Here is an 18299-nt window from a genome sequence, read left to right as displayed (position 1 = left end):
TTGTTATCTTTCTGTTACGGAGCCTGTTTACTTGATCACCACGTCGGCAGTCTCGGCGGTCTTCGGTTTGATCAGGCTGAAGTCGATCAGGGCTTTCTGCTGGGACTCGTAGGGGTTGCCGATCAGCAACGGGCGCGGTTTGAAGCTGTCGCTGACCAGGCTTTTGCTGTGGTCCAGCCCATCGAAACTTAGACCGGCCAAGTCAGCCCAGGTGTGGATCAGCTGTGAGCTGCTGTAGGGCCGTTGCAGGTCACCGGCAAATTTCCAGTCGTGGCTTTCGCGCCATTTAGGTGAGGCGTAGGCCATGAATGGGATGGTGTACATCGGCGCCGTCGGCTTGCCTTCGTTACGGCCCAGGGTGCTGCGGCCTGCGGAGTCGAACACGTCTTCACCGTGGTCCGACAGGTAGAGCAGGAAACCGTTGGGGTCGGTCTTGGCGTAGTCCTTGATCAGGCTCGATACCACGAAGTCGTTGTACAGCACCGCGTTGTCGTAGCTGTTGTAGACCGGCAACTGAGCATCGCTGATAGCGTCCGGAACGCCCTGGCGATCGGTGAACTTCTCGAAGGTTGGCGGATAGCGGTACTGGTAGCTCATGTGCGTGCCCAGCAGGTGGACCACGATGAGCTTGCGCTCGGCAGTGTCGGCCAGGGCCTTGGCGAACGGCGCCAGCACGTCACCGTCGTATTGGCGGGCGTTCTGGTTGCGGTTGTTGTTCAGGTAGACCTGCTCGTCGGCCTGTTCGGAAAAGGTCGTGAGCATGGTGTTGCGCTTGGTCATGGTCTGCTGGTTGGTGATCCAGAAGGTCTTGTAGCCGGCCTGCTTCATCATGCTGACAATCGACGGCGTCTTGAGGTAGAGGTCCGGGTTCTCTTCGTCGGCGAAGGTCAGGACCTGTTGCAGCGCTTCAATCGTGTAGGGGCGAGGGGTAATGACGTTATCGAACACCGCCAGTTGGTCACGCAGTTTGTCCAGTTCCGGCGTAGTACTGCGCGGGTAGCCATAGAGGCTCATGCGCTGACGGTTGGTGGACTCGCCGATCACCAGCACCAGGGTCGAAGGCTGGCCGGCCATGCTGTCCTTAAGGTTTTTCAACGGTGCGATCTGGCTGGCGCTGGTCAGCATGCCTTGCATGTTGTCCAGTTGCTCGGTGTAGCGGCGGTAGGCGACGATCATTTGCCATGGCACGGCCGGCTCGATGCGGGATTCGAAGCGGTCGATGGCCTGTTCCATGGTTCCGCTCGTGGCGATCTGCTTGACCAGCGGGTAGCCGACGACGGCCAGCACAATGGCTACCGCTGCCACTATCGACTGGCCGCGAGGCAGGTAAACCGGGCGCAAGCGCGTCCACAGGAAGATGGCGAAGGCGGTGTGCGCAATGAAAGCCAGCACGATCCACCAGGCGAAATATTGGGTGGCGTATTCGCCCGCTTCAGAAATGTTCGACTCGAACATGATGAAGATGACGCTCTGGGAGAATTCCTGCTGATAAATGAAGAAATAACCCAGGCTGGCCATGGAGCAAGCCCACAGCACTACACCGATCAGGGCGGCCAGCAGGCGTGTACGGTGTGGGAATAACAACATCGGCGCCAACCACAGTGCACTCATGAAGAAGGCTTGGCGAAAGCCACTGAAACCGGAAGTGCCGGTCAGTTGAATCAGCAGTTGGGTAATACCCGAGAAGTACCAGAAAAACAGGAACAGCCAACCCAAGCCGGCCCAATCAAAACCTTTCGCAGACGTAGTGCTGCGTTTGAACATCGCCATCCAGCGCTCCAACCCAATAATTTTTCAGCTGACGCGCAGGAACGCACGCAGCAGAGGCCGCCCTTGTGTGAGGCGGCCCTTCGGGCGCGAGTATCGTGATGGGCGTGTGAAAACTTTGTGAGTTTTTTGTAGGGATTGCCTCACAAAGCCGTTCAGCAGAGGGCGGGCTGTGGGCTGGAAGGCTTATCCAGCTGGCCTTGCAGGTGTGAGCGCAGGCGCAAGACTTCCTGTTGCAGTTGGTCGCGTTCGGCCTTCAATTGGCGCAACTCGTCACGACGGATGCTGACGTAGAGGGTCTGTGGCGGGCGGGTCATCTGTGCTGTGCTCATTGCTTACCTCGCAAATAGCCGGTAGATCGCGGTGCCAGAACGCATGATTCAAGGTTCTCGGCATCAGTCGGAGGCAATTCTGAATTCTTTTCAGTATCAATGGAACTTTTATATTTTTAGTGGTCGTGTGACTTTTGCGGGGATGATGGTGAAATGCTGGCTAATTTTTTGTCATGAAACTACGCCGATCTGCGCTGGACTAACCCTCATTAGCCTCGTTGCGCTATAAACTATGCCACACATTTTTTAGTAGTTAGGAGCATCAGCACATGCAACTGGGGATTATTGGACTAGGCCGCATGGGCGGTAATATTGCGCGGCGCCTGATGCTCAATGGGCATACCACCGTTGTTTACGACCGTAACGAAGCATTTGTCAAAGGCCTGAGCGAAGAGGGCGCCACCGGCGTCGCCGATTTGAAGGCGCTGGTCGCCGGGCTGCAAAAGCCTCGCGCCGTGTGGGTGATGCTGCCGGCAGGTGACCCCACCGAAAACACCATCAATGAGTTGAGCGAGCTGTTGGACGACGGTGACGTGATCATCGACGGCGGCAACACCAACTACAAGGACGACGTGCGTCGCGCCAAGGCCCTGTCGGAAAAAGGCCTGCACTACGTCGACGTCGGCACCTCGGGCGGTGTCTGGGGCCTGGAGCGTGGCTACTGCATGATGATCGGTGGCGACACCGAGACCGTGCAGCGCCTCGACCCGATCTTCGCCAGCCTGGCGCCGGGCCTGGGTACCATCCCGCGAACCAAGGACCGCTCCGCCGCCGCTGACCCCCGCGCCGAGCACGGTTACATTCATGCGGGCCCTGCGGGTTCCGGGCACTTCGTAAAGATGATTCACAACGGCATCGAGTACGGGATGATGCAGGCGTTTGCCGAAGGCTTTGACATCCTCAAGACCAAAAACTCGGAAAACCTGGCCGAAGACCAGCGCTTTGACCTGAATGTTGCCGATATCGCCGAAGTCTGGCGCCGTGGCAGCGTGGTGTCGTCCTGGCTGCTGGACCTGACCGCCGACGCCTTGGCCACCGACCCGAAACTCGACGGTTATTCCGGCTCGGTTGCCGACAGCGGTGAAGGCCGCTGGACCATCGAAGCCGCCATGGAACAAGCCGTGCCGGTACCGGTGTTGTCCACGTCTTTGTTTGCGCGTTTCCGCTCGCGCCAGCAGAGCACCTACGGTGACAAAATGCTCTCTGCCATGCGCTTTGGCTTCGGTGGTCACGTGGAGACTTCCAAAAAATGACCGATAACGGCAAGAAACCCAAGACCGAACCCGCTCCTCCCACCACGCTGTTTCTGTTTGGCGCCCATGGCGACCTGGTCAAGCGCCTGCTCATGCCGGCCTTGTACAACCTGAGTCGTGACGGGCTGCTGGGCAACGGCCTGCGCATTGTCGGCGTTGATCACAACGCCATCAGCGATGCCGACTTTGCCAAAAAACTCGAGGACTTCATTCGCACCGAAGCCGCGAGCAAGGTCAAGGGCAATGCCGACAACGCACTGGACCCACAGCTGTGGGCGCAGTTGGCCAACGGTATCAGCTACGTCGAGGGTGATTTCCTCGACGACGGCACCTACGCGGATATTGCCAAGAAAATCACCGACAGCGGCACCGGCAATGCGGTGTTCTACCTGGCCACCGCACCGCGTTTCTTCAGTGAAGTGGTGCAGCGCCTGGGCAGTGCCGGTCTGTTGACGGAAACCGACGATCACTTCCGCCGCGTGGTGATCGAAAAGCCGTTCGGTTCCGATCTGGCCACCGCCGAAGCCTTGAACGCCTGCTTGCTCAAGGTGATGAGCGAGAAGCAGATCTATCGCATCGATCATTACCTGGGCAAGGAAACGGTACAGAACATCCTGATCAGCCGTTTCTCCAACGTGCTGTTCGAAGCGTTCTGGAACAACCATTACATCGACCACGTACAAATCACCGCCGCCGAAACCGTCGGCGTGGAAACCCGGGGTAATTTCTTCGAAAAAACCGGCACCCTGCGCGACATGGTGCCCAACCACCTGTTCCAACTGCTGGCGATGGTCGCCATGGAGCCGCCGGCGGCGTTTGGCGCCGACGCAGTGCGGGGTGAAAAGGCCAAGGTGATCGGTGCCGTGCGCCCCTGGTCCGCAGCGGATGCAAGGGCTAATTCGGTGCGTGGGCAGTACGCCGCCGGTGAGATTGGCGGCAAGCAGGTGCCCGGCTACCGCGAAGAAGCCAACGTCGCGCCCGACAGCAGCACCGAGACGTTCGTCGCCCTGAAAGTGATGATCGACAACTGGCGCTGGGTGGGTGTGCCGTTCTACCTGCGCACTGGCAAGCGCATGAGCATTCGCGATACCGAGATCGTGATCTGCTTCAAGCCAGCGCCCTATGCGCAGTTCCGCGACACTGAGGTGAGTGAACTCAAGCCCACTTTCCTTAAGATCCAGATCCAGCCCAACGAAGGCATGTGGTTTGACCTGCTGGCGAAAAGGCCTGGGCCGACCTTGGACATGGCTAACATTGAGTTGGGGTTTGCCTACGAAGACTTCTTCGAAATGCAGCCGTCGACGGGTTACGAAACCTTGATCTACGATTGCATGACCGGCGATCAGACCCTGTTCCAGCGCGCCGACAACATCGAAAACGGCTGGCGTGCGGTGCAGCCGTTTCTCGATGCGTGGAAGGAAGATGACGGGATTCAGGCCTACAAGGCCGGTGAAGATGGCCCTGCAGCGGCCGATGCGTTGCTGGCCCGCGATGGCCGCGCCTGGCACTCGCTCGGATGAGTGATGCAACGAATCATCCCATCCGGTTTGTATTGAGTGATATGGACGGCACTTTATTGCGTCCGGATCACACCCCGACCCCGCGTACCCTTTCAACGGTTCGCGCTTTGCGTGAAGCGGGCGTGTTGTTCAGCCTTGCCAGTGGGCGTCCGCCCAAGGCCATGTTGAAGATGATCCAAGCGTTTGGCATCGACGTGCCGGTGGCGGGCTTCAATGGAGGCACGCTGGTCAACCCTGACGGAACTGTGCTGGTGGCGCACCGCCTGCCGGCGGAGGCGGCGCTGGTGACATTGGCGCTGTTTTCCGGGGAGCCGGACGTGGAAGTCTGGCTGTTTGCCGACGGCGAATGGCTGCGGCGCGACCCGCCTGGGCCGATGGTGGCGGTTGAAACCGCTGGCCTGGGGTATGGGCCGCTGGTGGTGGAGAGTTTCGAACCTTACCTGGATCGGGTCGACAAGATCGTCGCCGCCAGTCGCAACAGGCAATTGCTGGTGGAGTTGGAAGCGCAATTACAGCCCAAGGTGCAGGGGTTGGCCCAAGTATCGCGTTCGCAACCGATCTACCTGGATGTAACCGCCATGATGGCCAACAAAGGCGAGGCCTTGAAAACCTTGGCCGCGCACCTCGGGGTGCCTTTGGCACAGACGGCGGTTATCGGCGATGGTGGCAACGACCCGGCGATGTTTCATGTGGCCGGGTTGTCGATTGCCATGGGGCAGGCTGAAGAGGCCGTCAAGCGCCAAGCCGATGTCGTCACCGGCAGCAATCTTGAGGACGGTGCGGCGCAAGCGATCGAGCGGTTTATTCTCAAAGTGCCACACAAAGTGTTCGATACGCCAAGTTAGAGCATCGGCGTTTTAATACTGAACTGGCGAGCCCTGCCGTTTACAGCGCAGTGCTCGCCAGTTGCAGTTTCGAATTACTTCGGCATGGCCCAAGACTGCAGCTGGTGGCCATCTTTATCGAGCTCGGCGCGCGCCTGCAATAATAAGTCTTCTAGTTGCGCCGGGTCGGTGTAGGTACTCGATGACAGCTGCTTAGTGCCGATACGGGTATTGGTGCGGTCGATGACGCTCAGGCTGAGGGCGCCGTTGCCATCATGCCAGGCCACGCACTGGAAGGGCCGGAAAGCACGGTCTGCGATCAAAAGAGCTTCGTTGATGCGGAGCGGGGCGTTCATGTAGGTCTTCTCTCTAAATGCCCAATCAAGTGAGTGCCGTCGGTTGGGCTGACCGTGCGGCGAGTTACTTGTACTGATGCGCGATGGCGGGGTACGGGTCACATGTTAGAGCAACAAATTTCAACTTTCCGTGATTAGCGTCATGTAAGCGGCTGTTTTGAAAGCCGAATACGGCACTCATCGGGAACGGCTTTTTTTGTCGGAGCTGACGCTTGAGTGGCTTTTTGCCAAAACATATAGCAAAACGATACAAGGCAACTGTCAAGATTTTGATACTGTAACGTACAAGCATCACAAACCTTTGTTTATAAATAACTTTAGCAATTCTGGCGCCAAGGAATAGTCATGATTGGTACACCTGCGCAACGCCGCTTGCTCGTGGTCGACCCCTGTGATGACTGCCATGAGCTGTCGCCCGGCTTGTGTGCGGCGGGATGGCAAGTGGACAGCTGTACGTTGGCGGCCGTGGGTGATCGATCCTGCGATGTGGGTTTGCTGCGTTTGCAGCCGTATCACCTGGAGCGGCCCGAAGCCGTCAAGGAGCTGATTAGCCGCAGCGGCACTGAGTGGATCGCGGTGCTCACCCAGGATGTGTTGCGGCTGCAGAACGTCGGGGATTTTGTCTGCGAATGGTTTTTTGACTTCCATACCTTGCCGTTTGATGTGTCCCGGGTGCAGGTCACCCTTGGCCGCGCCTTTGGCATGGCAAGGCTGCGGGGCAAGGGCTATACCGCAGTGGACGAGCCCGAACATGAGCTGCTGGGCGACAGCCGACCGATCCGCGAGCTGCGCAAGTTGTTGTCCAAGTTGGCACCCACCGAGTCCCCGGTGCTGATCCGTGGCGACAGCGGCACCGGCAAAGAGCTGGTGGCCAAAACCCTGCACCGCCAATCCCAGCGCCATGCCAAGCCGTTTGTCGCGATCAACTGCGGCGCGATCCCCGAACACCTGATCCAATCCGAACTGTTTGGCCACGAAAAGGGCGCATTTACTGGCGCCCATCAGCGCAAGGTCGGGCGGATCGAGGCGGCCAACGGTGGCACTTTGTTTCTTGATGAGATCGGCGATTTGCCGATGGAGCTGCAGGCCAACCTGCTGCGATTCCTGCAGGAAAAACAGATCGAGCGTGTCGGCGGCAGCCAGCCCATCCCGGTGGATGTGCGGGTGCTGGCGGCGACTCACGTCGACCTGGAAGCCGCCGTGGCAAAGGGTACGTTTCGTGAAGACTTGTATTACCGTTTGAATGTACTGCAAGTGGTCACTGCGCCGTTACGCGAGCGCCACGGCGACGTCGCCATGCTGGCCAACCACTTTGCGCGCTTCTACAGCCAGGAAACCGGGCGCCGTCCGCGCAGTTTCAGCGAAGACGCGCTGGTGGCAATGGGGCAGCACCCTTGGCCGGGCAATGTGCGCGAGCTGGCCAACCGTGTACGTCGGGGCCTGGTACTGGCCGAAGGGCGGCAAATCGAAGCCGTTGATCTGGGTTTGCAAGGTCAGCAGGCAATTTCGTCGCCGATGGCTACACTGGAAGACTACAAGCACCGCGCCGAACGCCAGGCGCTGTGCGATGTGCTCAACCGGCACAGCGACAACCTGAGTGTCGCGGCGCGTGTGCTGGGGATTTCCCGGCCGACGTTCTACCGGTTATTGCACAAACACCAGATCCGCTAGGGCGGGTAAACCGAAAAGCCCCGCAACGACCCTTATCGTTGCGGGGCTTTTCCTTGAGTGCGGTTTAGAAGTAGTACGGGAATTTCAGACTGAAGGTGAAGTTCGGCGCATCAGCCGTCATGCCAATGGCCAGGTTCGGCACGATCGTCAGGTTATCCGACGCTGCGATGGTCATGCCCACGTTGAAATAACCGGCGTTGGCATCGCTGGAGACCACCGATTGCCAATCCGAGCCGCTCTGCTTGACCTTGCTCTTGCGTTGCACGAGGTCGGACACCGAGAACGACATACTCATTTTCTCGTTGAGGGCGAAGGCGACACCGGCACCTAACTGGAAGCTGTCGCCCAGGCTAACCTTGCCGGGTACTGTCTGGTTGACGTTGGGGCTGATGTCGCTGAACGAATCCTCGAAGTTATGGGTGTAGGACAGCGAACCGAACAGCACCGCCGGGTCGAAGGTCTTGACCAGGGAGATGCCCGGCGTCACCGACCACACGCCGTTACCTGTCGGCAGGCTTTCCGGCACGGCGAGGTTAGAGTTGGTGGGCGATTCGATCAGCTTGATGCCATAAGGATCTTGGCCAGTAGGCGCCTTGACCCGTAACGACACCACTGCATCCGGCAGGCTGGCACTCTCGTCGAGGAATTTATACGCAATGCCGAAGTTCACATCGCCGATAGTCGGGTCCCGGGTAACCGAGCCTTCCGATGTGGTATTGGCGCTGCCGCCGGCACCGCCGGACTGGTACGTCGACTCGCGATACACCACCGGCACGTTCACATCGAACTGCCAACGGTTGTCCAAGTTGTAGCGTCCGGTCAGATCCACGGTCCAACTGTCCGACTTGATCCGGTCCAAGTTGATATTGCCGAGGAAGATCGAGTCCAGCGCCAGAAAGCCGTTAAGGGATAACTGGCGTGCGTCATAGCGGGCATAGGTGACGCCGGTTTCAAAGCTGAACTTGCCATTGCCAAAAAAGCCACTGGCCTCGTTGTACAAGTTGCTCACACTTTGTGCGGGCGCCGAGTCATCCTTCAGGCTTTGCCCGTAGGAACTGCCGCCGGCTGCACCGCCCGATGCCGCCGCCGCGCCCACCCCTGGCGTGTTGCCTGCCACGGTGGTGCCGCCTTTTCTCAAGTCGGCAGGCGACTTGACCAAGCGTCTAGGGGTGGGTGTTGCGGGTTGGTCTTCTACTTGTCGAACGCGTTGCTCCAGTACTGCCAGTGCTTTTTGCTGCACTTCATAACGTTGCTTGAGCTCCAGAAGTTCCTGTTTCAAGGTTTCGATATCGGTGTCCGGTGCGGCGTATAGCGCGGACGCCGGCAGGAGCGTACTCAAACAAACCACGGCACGTAACGATAACGATCGATGCATGAAATAAGCCGTCCCATTCTTAATGCGTAAGTGTCGTGGCTCAGCGTAGTTCAATAACCGGAAGGGCGGAGGCCTTTAAGTTGATCCAGGTTGAGGTTCTGCGTGATGTTGTTCAGGCCATTGTTTCCCAGGACCACATTGAGTTGGGTCAAGTTGTTCACGAAGTTGCTGTTCCCTTGAATAACCGTACCTTGCAGGACGTTACCGCCACCAATTTGCTGCACGACGTTGCCTTGGTTGTTGTTGGCCAGCAGCGCCATCTGCACGCCGCCGTTTTTGGCGCTCACCGTGACCTGGCCGGCGGCGGTGCTGCCGGTAATCGACTGGCCGGCCATTAGCGCCTGGCCTGACTGCACATAGTTGGCCGGCGCCAGGCCGCTTTTGTCGACGTTGATGTCGACGCCGTTGTTGGCTGTGTTGCCATCACCTGCTGCGCGGACGCTTTGAACCACGCCTTGGCCCGTGCCGAGGCCGGCGCCGCCGACGACAGTGCCCGTGCCGGTAGGCTGCTGGGTCGCGCCGCTGCCATCGTTACCGGTAATCTGCACGTAAAACTGCGGGGTGACGGTGGAGGCGTTGACTTGCATGTTGGCGGTGCCGGTTACGGTTGCACCGGCGGCGTTAGTCCAAGTGCTGCTCATCACAAGGCCAAAGCTGACAATCCGCCCCGGCATCACATAGCGGCCGCGCAGCTCGGACATTTCCGAATCCTTGAGTTCGATCGGCTTGAACGCCGACGAAGCATAAGCAGGTGCTGAGGCTGCCAGGCACATGACTGTCAGCCAACGGAGAGTGTTCATCGCTTGCTCCTGGAGCTTCCTACTCCTTATTGCGCTTCTAGAAGAAGTCGCTCTGGATAAAACCGAAGTCCATCAATTCACTGTCGCGGACCGGGCTGAAGCCGTTCACTTGGTTTTTGGCGGTCAGCGGCGTGGGCGGGTCGAGCAAGGCGTTGGCCTTGTCGTAGCCTTCACCCAGTACGGCGAATACGATGCCGTTCCAGCCCTTGATGAAATCGTCCTTGGCGTAGCGCTTGTGACCCAGCACAGGATCGCCGATATACACCCAGTCCTTGTCGGCGCGCTGCAATACCACGAAGTGCTTGTAGCCGCGAATATCGAGCAATACGACGACCGGCACTTTTACGGTGATCAGCACTTCTGGGGTGATCCGGTAGCCCTTGGCGCGCATGTGGATGCTTTCCAGGTAGCGCTTCATGTCGAGCATGGAGAAGCCCTGGGTGCGCACCAGGTCCTGGTCGGCGTTGACCAGCATGCCCTTGATGACGTGGTCTTCATCCACGTCCATCCAATAGGCTTGGCGCAGGATGGTCGCCAGTGCAGCGGCCCCACAGCTGAAATCGGTCTTCTGTTCCACCAGGTTGGCGAACTTACGCTCGCGGATGCTCTCGACCTTTTTGTAGATCAACCCACCGCCGGGCATGACCACGGCCATTTGCCCCGCCCAAGTCGGGCCGGTGAGTGCTAGCAGCAGGAAGAAGGCAACAAGGCGCATGATCGTATGACCTGTTGGACACTGGAAATAAAAAGGGCCTTGTTGCCAAGGCCCGATCTGGATCAGAAGCGAGTGGTGGATTGGACCACTACGTTGTTCTGACCTTGGTTGTTGCTGCCCGACAGAACGTTGGAGTTCGATACCCCAGAGCTGTAGTTCATCGAGTTGTTCACGCTGGCGTTGTTGACAACGGGTTTGGCGCTCCAGCTGTGGCCGCTGCTGACGTTGAGGGTCAGGTTGCTGGATACTTCCTGCACGCCATTGACGGTTGCGAGGCCGCCAGAGCCGTCTTTGTTCGACTGAATGACAGTGCTGTTGCTGGCTTGGTTGGAAGTGCCTGCTGCGGCGTTCAACTGAATGATGCCCGAAGCGTTGTTACCGCTATCGTTGAGGGAGGCATTGTTTTTGGTGCCGCTGTTGATCACCAGGTTACCGGTGTTCGATTGTGCGGAGTTCACGGAGGCGAACACGAAATCAGCATCGGCAGACTGGACGACTACGTCGTTTTTGCCTTGGTTGTTTTCACCACTGAGAACGTTGCCGTTGGCTACGCCACTGCTGTGGTTGTAGGAATTGTTGGCCGACGCGTTGTTTTTGGTTTTGTCATTGATCACCACGTTGCCATGGTTGCTTTGACCGTCATTGGCGGCTGCGGCAGCGACGGTTGGCGGTTTTGGATGGTGATAAGTCTCACCCGCTTGAGCAGCAACAGCCATGAGAGCAGCGAGAGCGAAAGCCAGTGGTTTAAGAGCCATTGTAGGTTTCATGGTGTATCTCCTTGCTTCTAATTAGTTGGTTAAGTGTTGGTACGGTGTAGCTAGCGACTCAGCTCCATCAGTTGAGTCGTACATTCAGGGTGTTAGCCACTCGGTTCCCCACCCCGGCGCTCTGGCTGACCTGTACCACTCCACGGCTGCCGGTGAAGGCCTGGTCGCTGGTAACGACCTGGCGGCTGCCAGTGGTAGGGGTCAACCCTGAGTTTGTTGCAAGCGCAACGTTCTGTTGCGACATGACACTGTCGTCGATGCTCTGCGGGCCAGCGTTAACGCTGATTCGCACGGCATTGATCATCTGGTTCTGGGCCCCGGCCGACTGGTTGACACTCAGTACACCGTTGCCATTGCTGAAGGAGGTGCCGTGGATCGCCGCTGTGGCATCCATGGCGCGGTCTGCGGCAGCGCCGCTGATTTTTTGCGTGACGGCAATGTTCGCCTGGGCGTTGTGGCCCACCGCGATCGCGACGTTGTTGCTCAGTTGTTGCTGGTCGCCTGCGGCCTGGTTGAGCGTCACGACGCCGCTGTATTGCTTGGCCGAGTTATCGATAGTTGCGTTATTACTGCTGTCGGCCATTGCCGCCGTGCAGCTGAGTACGGCGAGGAGCATCCAGGAAGCGTTCATTTCATCGCTCCTCCGATCATGCCGCCGAGATTGTTCAGCGGGGCGAGGCCGCTGGCTACCGCGCCGTTGACCGTGCCGGCGACACCGCCGCCGCTATGGCCGGCTGCGCTGCCGGCGCCCAGGCCGATGCCGCCGGCATTGATATTGGTCAAACCGGCCAGGTCGCCATTGGGCATGATGCTGCGAGTGATGCTGACGCCACTGCTCACACCGGCGAAGTCGTTGTCGCTGAGTTCACCGTTGGAGGCGCGGTAGATGGCTGCCGATGGATTGGCATTGACGGTGGTGGGGTAGGGGTCGGTGCCGCGTGTGCGGCCTATCGTATAAGGTTGGACCTGACGTTGAACGACGATCACACCATCGCCTGCCGCGAGCACTGGAAGGCTCACGCCGGTACTCAGTACACAGCTGATCAGCAGGAGGCTCAGTGAGCCTGGATTATGTGTGTCCACGGCAAAATTCCTTATTCGTAGCGCTGACCCTAAACAGCGCTGTAAGGAATAGAGCAGGAGGCGTGCCGCTTTAAATTTATTGTTGTTAATCAAATAGTTATGAAACTTAGCAGGCTAAGTGATGGCCACGCTGTTTCAGCGCTGATACAGCCTGCCGACGCCGGCCGGCAATTCGCGATATACCTGGCCCGCAGGCGGGGAGTTCGGGAGGTTGTATCAGTGATGTAACACTGCGTGTGACAAAACGATGAACCCGCGCAGGCCGGGACGTTCAGGACAGGGAGGTGTTTCAAAAATGGACACAGCAGACGCAAGCAAGCCCACTGATGCCGGCAACAGGCTCAGCCCTTGGGCGCTTTACGTGGAATGGAGTTGAGGACGGGATTGCCATCCTGGTTCTGGGTCAGGTAGACCGGCAAAACCTTGGGCAAGGAGGGCACGAGGTTGTTGACCTCGCTGATGTTGTAGATGCCGCCGATACGGATCGTCCCGGTGCCGGTATCGGCCAGCATCACGGGCTTGTTCAGGTAACGGTTGATCAGTGGTAAAGCATCGGCCAGGGCCAGGTTATCCAGGACCAATTTACCCTGGCGCCAGGCGAGGGCGCTGTCGTCGGGGTTGATCGAGCGCACACGCGGGGTGGTATCGCCCTGTTGATAGCTGGCTTGCATGCCCTGGGTCAGCGGCACGCTGCTGTGTGCCGGGTCGCTGGAAATCTGCACCGAGCCTTCGAGCAACATCACACGCACCTGATCTTCGTATTTCCATACGTTGAATTGGGTGCCGGTCACGCGCACCTGTCCGTCACCGGCCCTGACGACAAATGGATGGGCGCTGTCATGGCTGACCTTGAAAAACGCCTCGCCCTTGCTCAGCGTGACCTGGCGCTGGTCCTTGTAATTGGCGTAGACCAGTTCGGTGCCCAGGTTGAGCTCTAGCTGGCTGCCGTCGCCCAGCGTGACTTGGCGCAAACCATTGCGGGCTTCGAACCGTTCATAGGCACTTGGCAACCACCCCGCTTCCCAACCGGTGAACGCCGCCAGGGGCAGGGCAGCCAGGCACACCGCGGCTGCGACGGCATAAGTACGCAACCGGCTACGCGGTTTGAGCGGCACTACAACGGGGGCCGGGGCGTGGCGTGGCAAGTGATCGGCAACGTCCCAGATTTCCAGCATCGCTGCGTACTCGAAAGCATGCAGCGGGTGAGCATCGTGCCAGCGTTGAAAGGCCAGTCGTTCGTCCGCCGTGCAATCACTCGCATGCAGGCGCATACACCAATGCGCAGCAGCATCGGTGATGGCGTCATATTCGGCTTCTGAAACAGACTTTTCGGTCATTAATTCATCCTGATTTCCCACATTCTAACCTCCGGAGGCGGATGGCGAGAACAGCGATCATGGCTATTGCATATCAATTGCGCGTTATTCTCGTTGGGCACGCCTAAAACAGCTCTGTGACGGAGTCGCGGCCCACGGTAATGGGCGGCGAAGCGCGTCAGGCAGCAGATAGCTCAAGCGCCCGTTGACAGCAGGCACGGGAGGCGTTGTTTAATCGTTGGTCTGGATTCTTGTTGTCTCTTCCAATTACAAAATCGGAGCTACAGATGTCTGCCCAGTCCCCGATAGTGGATAGTTCTTCAGCGTTCATCGGTTTCAACGAGCTGGTGGGGTTGCTGCACGCGGTGTTTATGAAGCACGGCACGTCGCCGGAAGTGGCGCAGGTCCTCGCGCACAATTGCGCCAGCGCCGAGCGCGACGGCGCTCATAGCCATGGCATCTTTCGGATTCCCGGTTATGTCAGCACGCTGGACAGCGGCTGGGTCGACGGCAAGGCTACGCCGGTGGTCACGGATGTCGCTTCCGGCTTCGTGCGTGTCGATGCCGCGAACGGCTTTGCCCAACCGGCGCTGGCGGCGGCCCGTGCGTTGCTGGTGGACAAGGCCCGCAGCGCCGGTATTGCGCTGTTGGCGATTCACAATTCCCATCACTTCGCCGCGTTGTGGCCGGATGTCGAACCCTTCGCCGAGCAAGGCTTGGTGGCGCTGAGTGTGGTCAACAGCATGACCTGCGTGGTGCCCCATGGCGCCGATCGCCCGTTGTTTGGCACCAACCCGATCGCGTTTGCCGCACCACGCGCGGACGGCGCGCCCATTGTCTTCGACCTGGCCACCAGCGCCATCGCCCATGGCGATGTGCAGATCGCCGCGCGCAAGGGCGAACGTCTGCCGCCGGGCATGGGCGTGGACAGCCTGGGCCAGCCGACCCAGGACCCCAAGGCCATCCTCGAAGGCGGTGCTTTGTTGCCGTTCGGCGGGCACAAAGGCTCGGCGCTGTCGATGATGGTCGAGTTACTGGCCGCAGCCTTGACCGGCGGCAACTTCTCGTTTGAGTTCAACTGGGCCGATCACCCGGGTGCGCGCACGCCATGGACCGGCCAACTGTTGATTCTGATCGACCCGAGCAAAACCGCCGGGCAAAACTTCGCCGAGCGCAGCCAGGAACTGGTGCGGCAGATGCACGCGGCAGGGTTGCGGCGGTTGCCGGGGGATCGACGTCATCGCACGCGGGCGAAGTCGTTGGAGGCAGGCATTGAAGTGGATGCGCACGCATTGAATCAGTTGCGTGAGTGGGCCGTCTGAAAAACCACGTAGCCGCTGCCTCGCCAGGGCGCGGCAGCGGCTACGCAAGGTGCACAGTATTAGTTGCGACGACCGAGCAGCAGGCCGACCACCAGGCCAAAGCCTGCGGAAATCGCCACGGTCTGCCACGGGTGACCACCGATGTAGGTTTCGGTGGCATCCACCACCGGCTTGCTGCGCTCGCGCACATGGGACACCGAATCGAGGGCTTGCTTGAGCTTGATCGCGACCTGCTCGCGCAAGGTTTCACCTTCTTCGCCCACCAGGGACGCGCTGCTTTTGAGCAGTTTGTCTGACTCTTCGATCAGTGCAGTCAGTTCGCTGAACGCTTGATCCTTGATTTGATCTTCGACGACTTGGGCGGCAGATTTACGGGCCATTGGGTGACTCCTTGCAGGTAAATGTGACAGTGAACAATGGAGTGCCGGGTGGCAGCAAAAGTTGCAGTTTTTTTGCCAGCCGCTGTGGCATGCGAAATCCGAATCAGGAAACGTAGACCTACAGTGTAAGATGTCACCAATTTGTGCAGCAGGAAATTCAACATGAGCTTCAATCTCGCCAACAAGACCCTCGCCGAACGCGCCGAGCTGGAAGATGAAAAGTCCCGTCTCTATGACCTGTGGCAAAGCAACCTGGGCAAGGCCAAGGGCGAAGCCGCGCGCCTGTTCGGCGAGCGCGCTAAGCGCAAGGGCAAGTGGGCCGAATGGGTCCGCGCGGAACTCGACGGCATGTCGCCGCCGGAGTTCTCCAATATGGTGCGCAGCGAAGTCAACAAGCTGATGGCAGCGGCGAAGTAAAACTGGCGACAATCGCCTCGCGTACTTTCAGCACTATCGGATCAAGTTGAGCCTGGGTACGCCAGCCCAGTTCCACCGGGTAGCGCGGCAGCGCCAACGGGCAAGGCAGCACCTGCAGGCCTGTCATCCGTGCGATGGCTTCGGCGGCGTGCCCGGGAATGGTCGCCACCGCCTGGCTGCCCTTGAGCAGAAACGGCAGCGCCGCGAAGTGGCTGGTGGACGCGCACACCTGGCGGCTCAGCCCCTGTGCCGCCAGCCCTTCATCGGTAATCCCGATAAACCCGCCGGATGACACCAGCACGTGCTCGCGTGCAACGAACGCTTGCAGATCGATACCTTGCTGGCCTGGCGCCAGGCTGTGCGGGTCGACCAGGCAGCGGTAATCACCTTCCCCCAGCACTTGCCGGCTCAAGCGACGTTCGGCAAAACCGCCGGCGGTAATCGCCAGGTCGAGGCTGCGGTCGAGCAGGGCGGTGGCGACGATCTGGCTGTGGGTCTGACGGAAAATTACGCGCAATTTCGGCATGCGCCGGGCAATTTCCTCCATCAGGCGGCGGCCGTAGGCAATCTCGAAATCGTCGGATAAGCCCAGCACCACGGACCGTCCCTGATAGTGCTGGGTGTCCGGATGGGTCATTGCCAGGCTCTGCCGGCAGCGGTCCAGCGCCTCACTGATCACCGGCTTCAACTGATTGGCCCGCAAGGTCGGCGCCAGGCCGCGGCCGGTACGCACGAACAGTTGGTCGCCATACACTTCGCGCAAACGCCGCAGGCCCGCGCTGATCGCTGATTGGGTCACGCCCAGGCGCAACGCCGCGCGACTGGCGCTGGATTCATCGTGCAGGGCTTCAAAGGTTTTCAGCAGGTTCAGGTCGACCTGGGTGATATTTATATAGCTCATATCATTCAGCACTGAGGTGGGCTTTATTCATGATCCAAGCTGGCCGGAGAATGGGCAACCCCTCATTGTTCGGAGTGCTCCTGATGCCTGTTTCTACTGTGGCGGCTTTGCAAATCGGTTCCTTGCCCGGCGGCAAGGCCGATACCCTGGCGCAAATCCTGGCCTATGAAGACCCGATCCGGCGCAGCGGTGCGCAATTGGTGGTGATGCCCGAGGCGCTGCTGGGTGGTTACCCCAAAGGCGAAGGCTTCGGCACGCAGCTCGGTTATCGCCTGCCCGAAGGCCGCGAAGCCTTTGCACGGTATTTTGCCAACGCCATCGATGTGCCTGGCGCCGAAACCGAGGCGCTGGCGGGTTTGTCGGCGCGCACCGGTGCCAGCCTGGTCCTGGGTGTGATCGAGCGCAGTGGCAGCACGTTGTATTGCACCATGCTGTATTTCGAGCCGGCGGACGGCCTGGTGGCCAAGCACCGCAAGCTGATGCCCACCGGCACTGAACGGCTGATCTGGGGCAAGGGTGATGGCTCCACATTGCCGGTGGTCGACGCGGCGGTCGGGCGCATCGGCGGCGCGGTGTGCTGGGAAAACATGATGCCCCTGCTGCGCACGGCGATGTACGCCAAGGGTGTGCAGGTGTGGTGTGCGCCCACGGTGGATGAACGCGAGATGTGGCAGGTGAGCATGCGCCACATTGCCCACGAGGGTCGCTGTTTTGTGATCAGTGCGTGCCAGGTTCAGGCGTCGCCCGCGGCGCTGGGCGTTGAGGTGGCCAACTGGCCTTCAGACCGCCCGTTGATTGCGGGTGGCAGTGTGATTGTCGGTCCCATGGGCGACATCCTGGCCGGGCCGCTGCTGGGCGAAGCCGGGCTCTTGAGCGCGCAGATCAATACCGACGATCTGGTGCGCGCACGGTATGACTATGACGTGGTGGGGCATTACGCCCGGCCGGATATTTTCGAGTTGAGCGTGGATGAGCGGGCCAAACCGGGCGTGCGTTTCATGACCGACTGATCATATGGCCTGAGGTTTACCAAGTAGCGGTGTTCGGCAGATCCAGCGTCCCACGATCCACAAAGCGCAGGGTGCCGAACAGTCCACCGGCCAATTTTCCGCGCAGGACGTAGGGCAGGTTGTTCAAACTCTGGGTCTGGCTCAGGCCGAGGGTTTGCCGCAACACGGAAAATGCTGAAACGCTGACCGGCACGGTCAGAATGGCCTCGGAAAAGCGTGGGATGCTTCCGTGCTTATCACTCACCCCCGACGCCAGCGGCCGACCATTGACCTCCAGGTCCAGGGCCACGCCGTTGTAGTCGATCGCCGTTTCATTGGGGTTCTGCACCCGCAGTTTCACCGCGAAGCGCACTTCCAGGTCCTGGCTTTGCAGCGGTTCGATGCCCACCACGTTGATATTGACCGGGTCGCGGTTGGGGAACAGGGCGCAAGCGCTCAAGGTCAGCAGCAGTATCGATAGAACCATGAGCTTGCGCATACAAAGGTGCTC

General features: G+C 59.5%; 20 protein-coding genes. 7 read left to right on the top strand and 13 right to left on the bottom strand.

Features of this window, described 5'->3' with window-relative positions; translation table 11 throughout:
* Positions 1 to 27 precede the first annotated feature (27 nt).
* Both ACS5Q8_RS16010 and ACS5Q8_RS16005 read right to left on the bottom strand, forming a co-directional pair.
* A complete protein-coding gene (locus tag ACS5Q8_RS16010) occupies positions 28 to 1770 on the bottom strand; it encodes a phosphoethanolamine transferase CptA (RefSeq protein WP_276193296.1) in 1743 nt (580 codons plus the stop codon).
* A 152-nt stretch (positions 1771 to 1922) separates the two neighbouring features.
* On the bottom strand, positions 1923 to 2099 hold the full coding sequence (locus ACS5Q8_RS16005; RefSeq protein WP_276193295.1) for a DUF6026 family protein: 177 nt from the start codon (positions 2097 to 2099) through the stop codon (positions 1923 to 1925).
* 269 nt (positions 2100 to 2368) lie between these two features.
* On the opposite strand from ACS5Q8_RS16005, the gene gnd reads away from it, so the two are divergent.
* Genes gnd through ACS5Q8_RS15990 form a run of 3 tightly spaced genes read left to right on the top strand, consistent with a single transcriptional unit; the run spans position 2369 to position 5717 of the window.
* Positions 2369 to 3352, top strand: coding sequence for a phosphogluconate dehydrogenase (NAD(+)-dependent, decarboxylating) (gnd, locus tag ACS5Q8_RS16000; protein ID WP_276193294.1), 984 nt, complete (start codon positions 2369 to 2371; stop codon positions 3350 to 3352).
* The gene (gene zwf / locus ACS5Q8_RS15995) at positions 3349 to 4872 is read left to right on the top strand and encodes a glucose-6-phosphate dehydrogenase (protein ID WP_276193293.1); all 1524 of its coding nucleotides are present in this window, start codon (positions 3349 to 3351) and stop codon (positions 4870 to 4872) included. Before gnd ends, zwf begins: the two co-directional genes overlap by 4 nt.
* The gene (locus ACS5Q8_RS15990; protein ID WP_465159132.1) at positions 4869 to 5717 is read left to right on the top strand and encodes an HAD family hydrolase; all 849 of its coding nucleotides are present in this window, start codon (positions 4869 to 4871) and stop codon (positions 5715 to 5717) included. Before zwf ends, ACS5Q8_RS15990 begins: the two co-directional genes overlap by 4 nt.
* Before the next feature lie 74 nt (positions 5718 to 5791).
* Here ACS5Q8_RS15990 and ACS5Q8_RS15985 read toward each other — a convergent pair whose 3' ends face one another.
* A complete protein-coding gene (locus ACS5Q8_RS15985) occupies positions 5792 to 6052 on the bottom strand; it encodes a hypothetical protein (protein ID WP_253395286.1) in 261 nt (86 codons plus the stop codon).
* 345 nt (positions 6053 to 6397) lie between these two features.
* On the opposite strand from ACS5Q8_RS15985, the gene ACS5Q8_RS15980 reads away from it, so the two are divergent.
* Complete coding sequence (locus ACS5Q8_RS15980; protein ID WP_276193291.1) at positions 6398 to 7723, top strand: sigma-54 dependent transcriptional regulator; 1326 nt, start codon at positions 6398 to 6400, stop codon at positions 7721 to 7723.
* 64 nt (positions 7724 to 7787) lie between these two features.
* Here the strand turns inward: ACS5Q8_RS15980 and fapF are convergent, their stop codons facing one another.
* From fapF to ACS5Q8_RS15945, 7 genes are all read right to left on the bottom strand, one after another.
* Positions 7788 to 9098 (bottom strand): fibril amyloid transporter FapF, encoded by a 1311-nt coding sequence (fapF, locus tag ACS5Q8_RS15975; protein WP_276193290.1) that lies wholly within the window; start codon positions 9096 to 9098, stop codon positions 7788 to 7790.
* Positions 9099 to 9148: 50 nt separating this feature from the next.
* Positions 9149 to 9898 carry a fibril amyloid subunit FapE gene (fapE, locus tag ACS5Q8_RS15970; RefSeq protein ID WP_276193289.1) on the bottom strand — a complete coding sequence of 250 codons (750 nt, stop codon included), beginning with the start codon at positions 9896 to 9898 and terminating at the stop codon, positions 9149 to 9151.
* 37 nt (positions 9899 to 9935) lie between these two features.
* Positions 9936 to 10613: a fibril amyloid maturation endopeptidase FapD gene (fapD, locus tag ACS5Q8_RS15965; protein WP_276193288.1), complete on the bottom strand. Its 678-nt coding sequence runs from the start codon at positions 10611 to 10613 to the stop codon at positions 9936 to 9938.
* Between the two features lie 62 nt (positions 10614 to 10675).
* Entirely contained in the window at positions 10676 to 11380 is a 705-nt protein-coding gene (fapC, locus tag ACS5Q8_RS15960; protein WP_276193287.1) for an amyloid-like fimbrin subunit FapC, read from the bottom strand.
* A 67-nt stretch (positions 11381 to 11447) separates the two neighbouring features.
* Positions 11448 to 12011 carry a fibril amyloid subunit FapB gene (fapB, locus tag ACS5Q8_RS15955; protein ID WP_276193285.1) on the bottom strand — a complete coding sequence of 188 codons (564 nt, stop codon included), beginning with the start codon at positions 12009 to 12011 and terminating at the stop codon, positions 11448 to 11450.
* On the bottom strand, positions 12008 to 12463 hold the full coding sequence (fapA, locus tag ACS5Q8_RS15950; protein ID WP_276193283.1) for a fibril amyloid chaperone protein FapA: 456 nt from the start codon (positions 12461 to 12463) through the stop codon (positions 12008 to 12010). The genes fapB and fapA overlap by 4 nt, the downstream gene beginning before the upstream one ends.
* Positions 12464 to 12804: 341 nt before the next feature.
* Positions 12805 to 13800, bottom strand: a complete 996-nt coding sequence (locus tag ACS5Q8_RS15945) for a FecR family protein (protein ID WP_276193281.1) — start codon at positions 13798 to 13800, stop codon at positions 12805 to 12807.
* A 266-nt stretch (positions 13801 to 14066) separates the two neighbouring features.
* On the opposite strand from ACS5Q8_RS15945, the gene ACS5Q8_RS15940 reads away from it, so the two are divergent.
* Positions 14067 to 15101, top strand: coding sequence for an Ldh family oxidoreductase (locus tag ACS5Q8_RS15940; RefSeq protein ID WP_276193280.1), 1035 nt, complete (start codon positions 14067 to 14069; stop codon positions 15099 to 15101).
* Positions 15102 to 15160: 59 nt separating this feature from the next.
* Here ACS5Q8_RS15940 and ACS5Q8_RS15935 read toward each other — a convergent pair whose 3' ends face one another.
* Positions 15161 to 15481 (bottom strand): ElaB/YgaM/YqjD family protein, encoded by a 321-nt coding sequence (locus ACS5Q8_RS15935; protein WP_253395303.1) that lies wholly within the window; start codon positions 15479 to 15481, stop codon positions 15161 to 15163.
* Between the two features lie 162 nt (positions 15482 to 15643).
* Between ACS5Q8_RS15935 and ACS5Q8_RS15930 the strand changes: the two genes are divergently transcribed.
* Positions 15644 to 15898: a hypothetical protein gene (locus ACS5Q8_RS15930; RefSeq protein ID WP_017848398.1), complete on the top strand. Its 255-nt coding sequence runs from the start codon at positions 15644 to 15646 to the stop codon at positions 15896 to 15898.
* Here ACS5Q8_RS15930 and ACS5Q8_RS15925 read toward each other — a convergent pair.
* Positions 15870 to 16799 (bottom strand): LysR family transcriptional regulator, encoded by a 930-nt coding sequence (locus ACS5Q8_RS15925; protein WP_465159131.1) that lies wholly within the window; start codon positions 16797 to 16799, stop codon positions 15870 to 15872. The genes ACS5Q8_RS15930 and ACS5Q8_RS15925 overlap by 29 nt on opposite strands.
* An 83-nt stretch (positions 16800 to 16882) precedes the next feature.
* Between ACS5Q8_RS15925 and ACS5Q8_RS15920 the strand changes: the two genes are divergently transcribed.
* A complete protein-coding gene (locus tag ACS5Q8_RS15920; protein ID WP_276193277.1) occupies positions 16883 to 17809 on the top strand; it encodes a carbon-nitrogen hydrolase family protein in 927 nt (308 codons plus the stop codon).
* A gap of 16 nt (positions 17810 to 17825) precedes the next feature.
* On the opposite strand, the gene ACS5Q8_RS15915 is transcribed toward ACS5Q8_RS15920, so the two are convergent.
* Complete coding sequence (locus ACS5Q8_RS15915; protein ID WP_443696780.1) at positions 17826 to 18287, bottom strand: LEA/WHy family protein; 462 nt, start codon at positions 18285 to 18287, stop codon at positions 17826 to 17828.
* Between the last annotated feature and the right edge of the window lie 12 nt (positions 18288 to 18299).

It is taken from the genome of Pseudomonas sp. PAMC25584, assembly GCF_058135675.1.
Note: the sequence above shows the minus strand (reverse complement) of the source record. Positions and strands in the feature narration are given on the sequence as shown.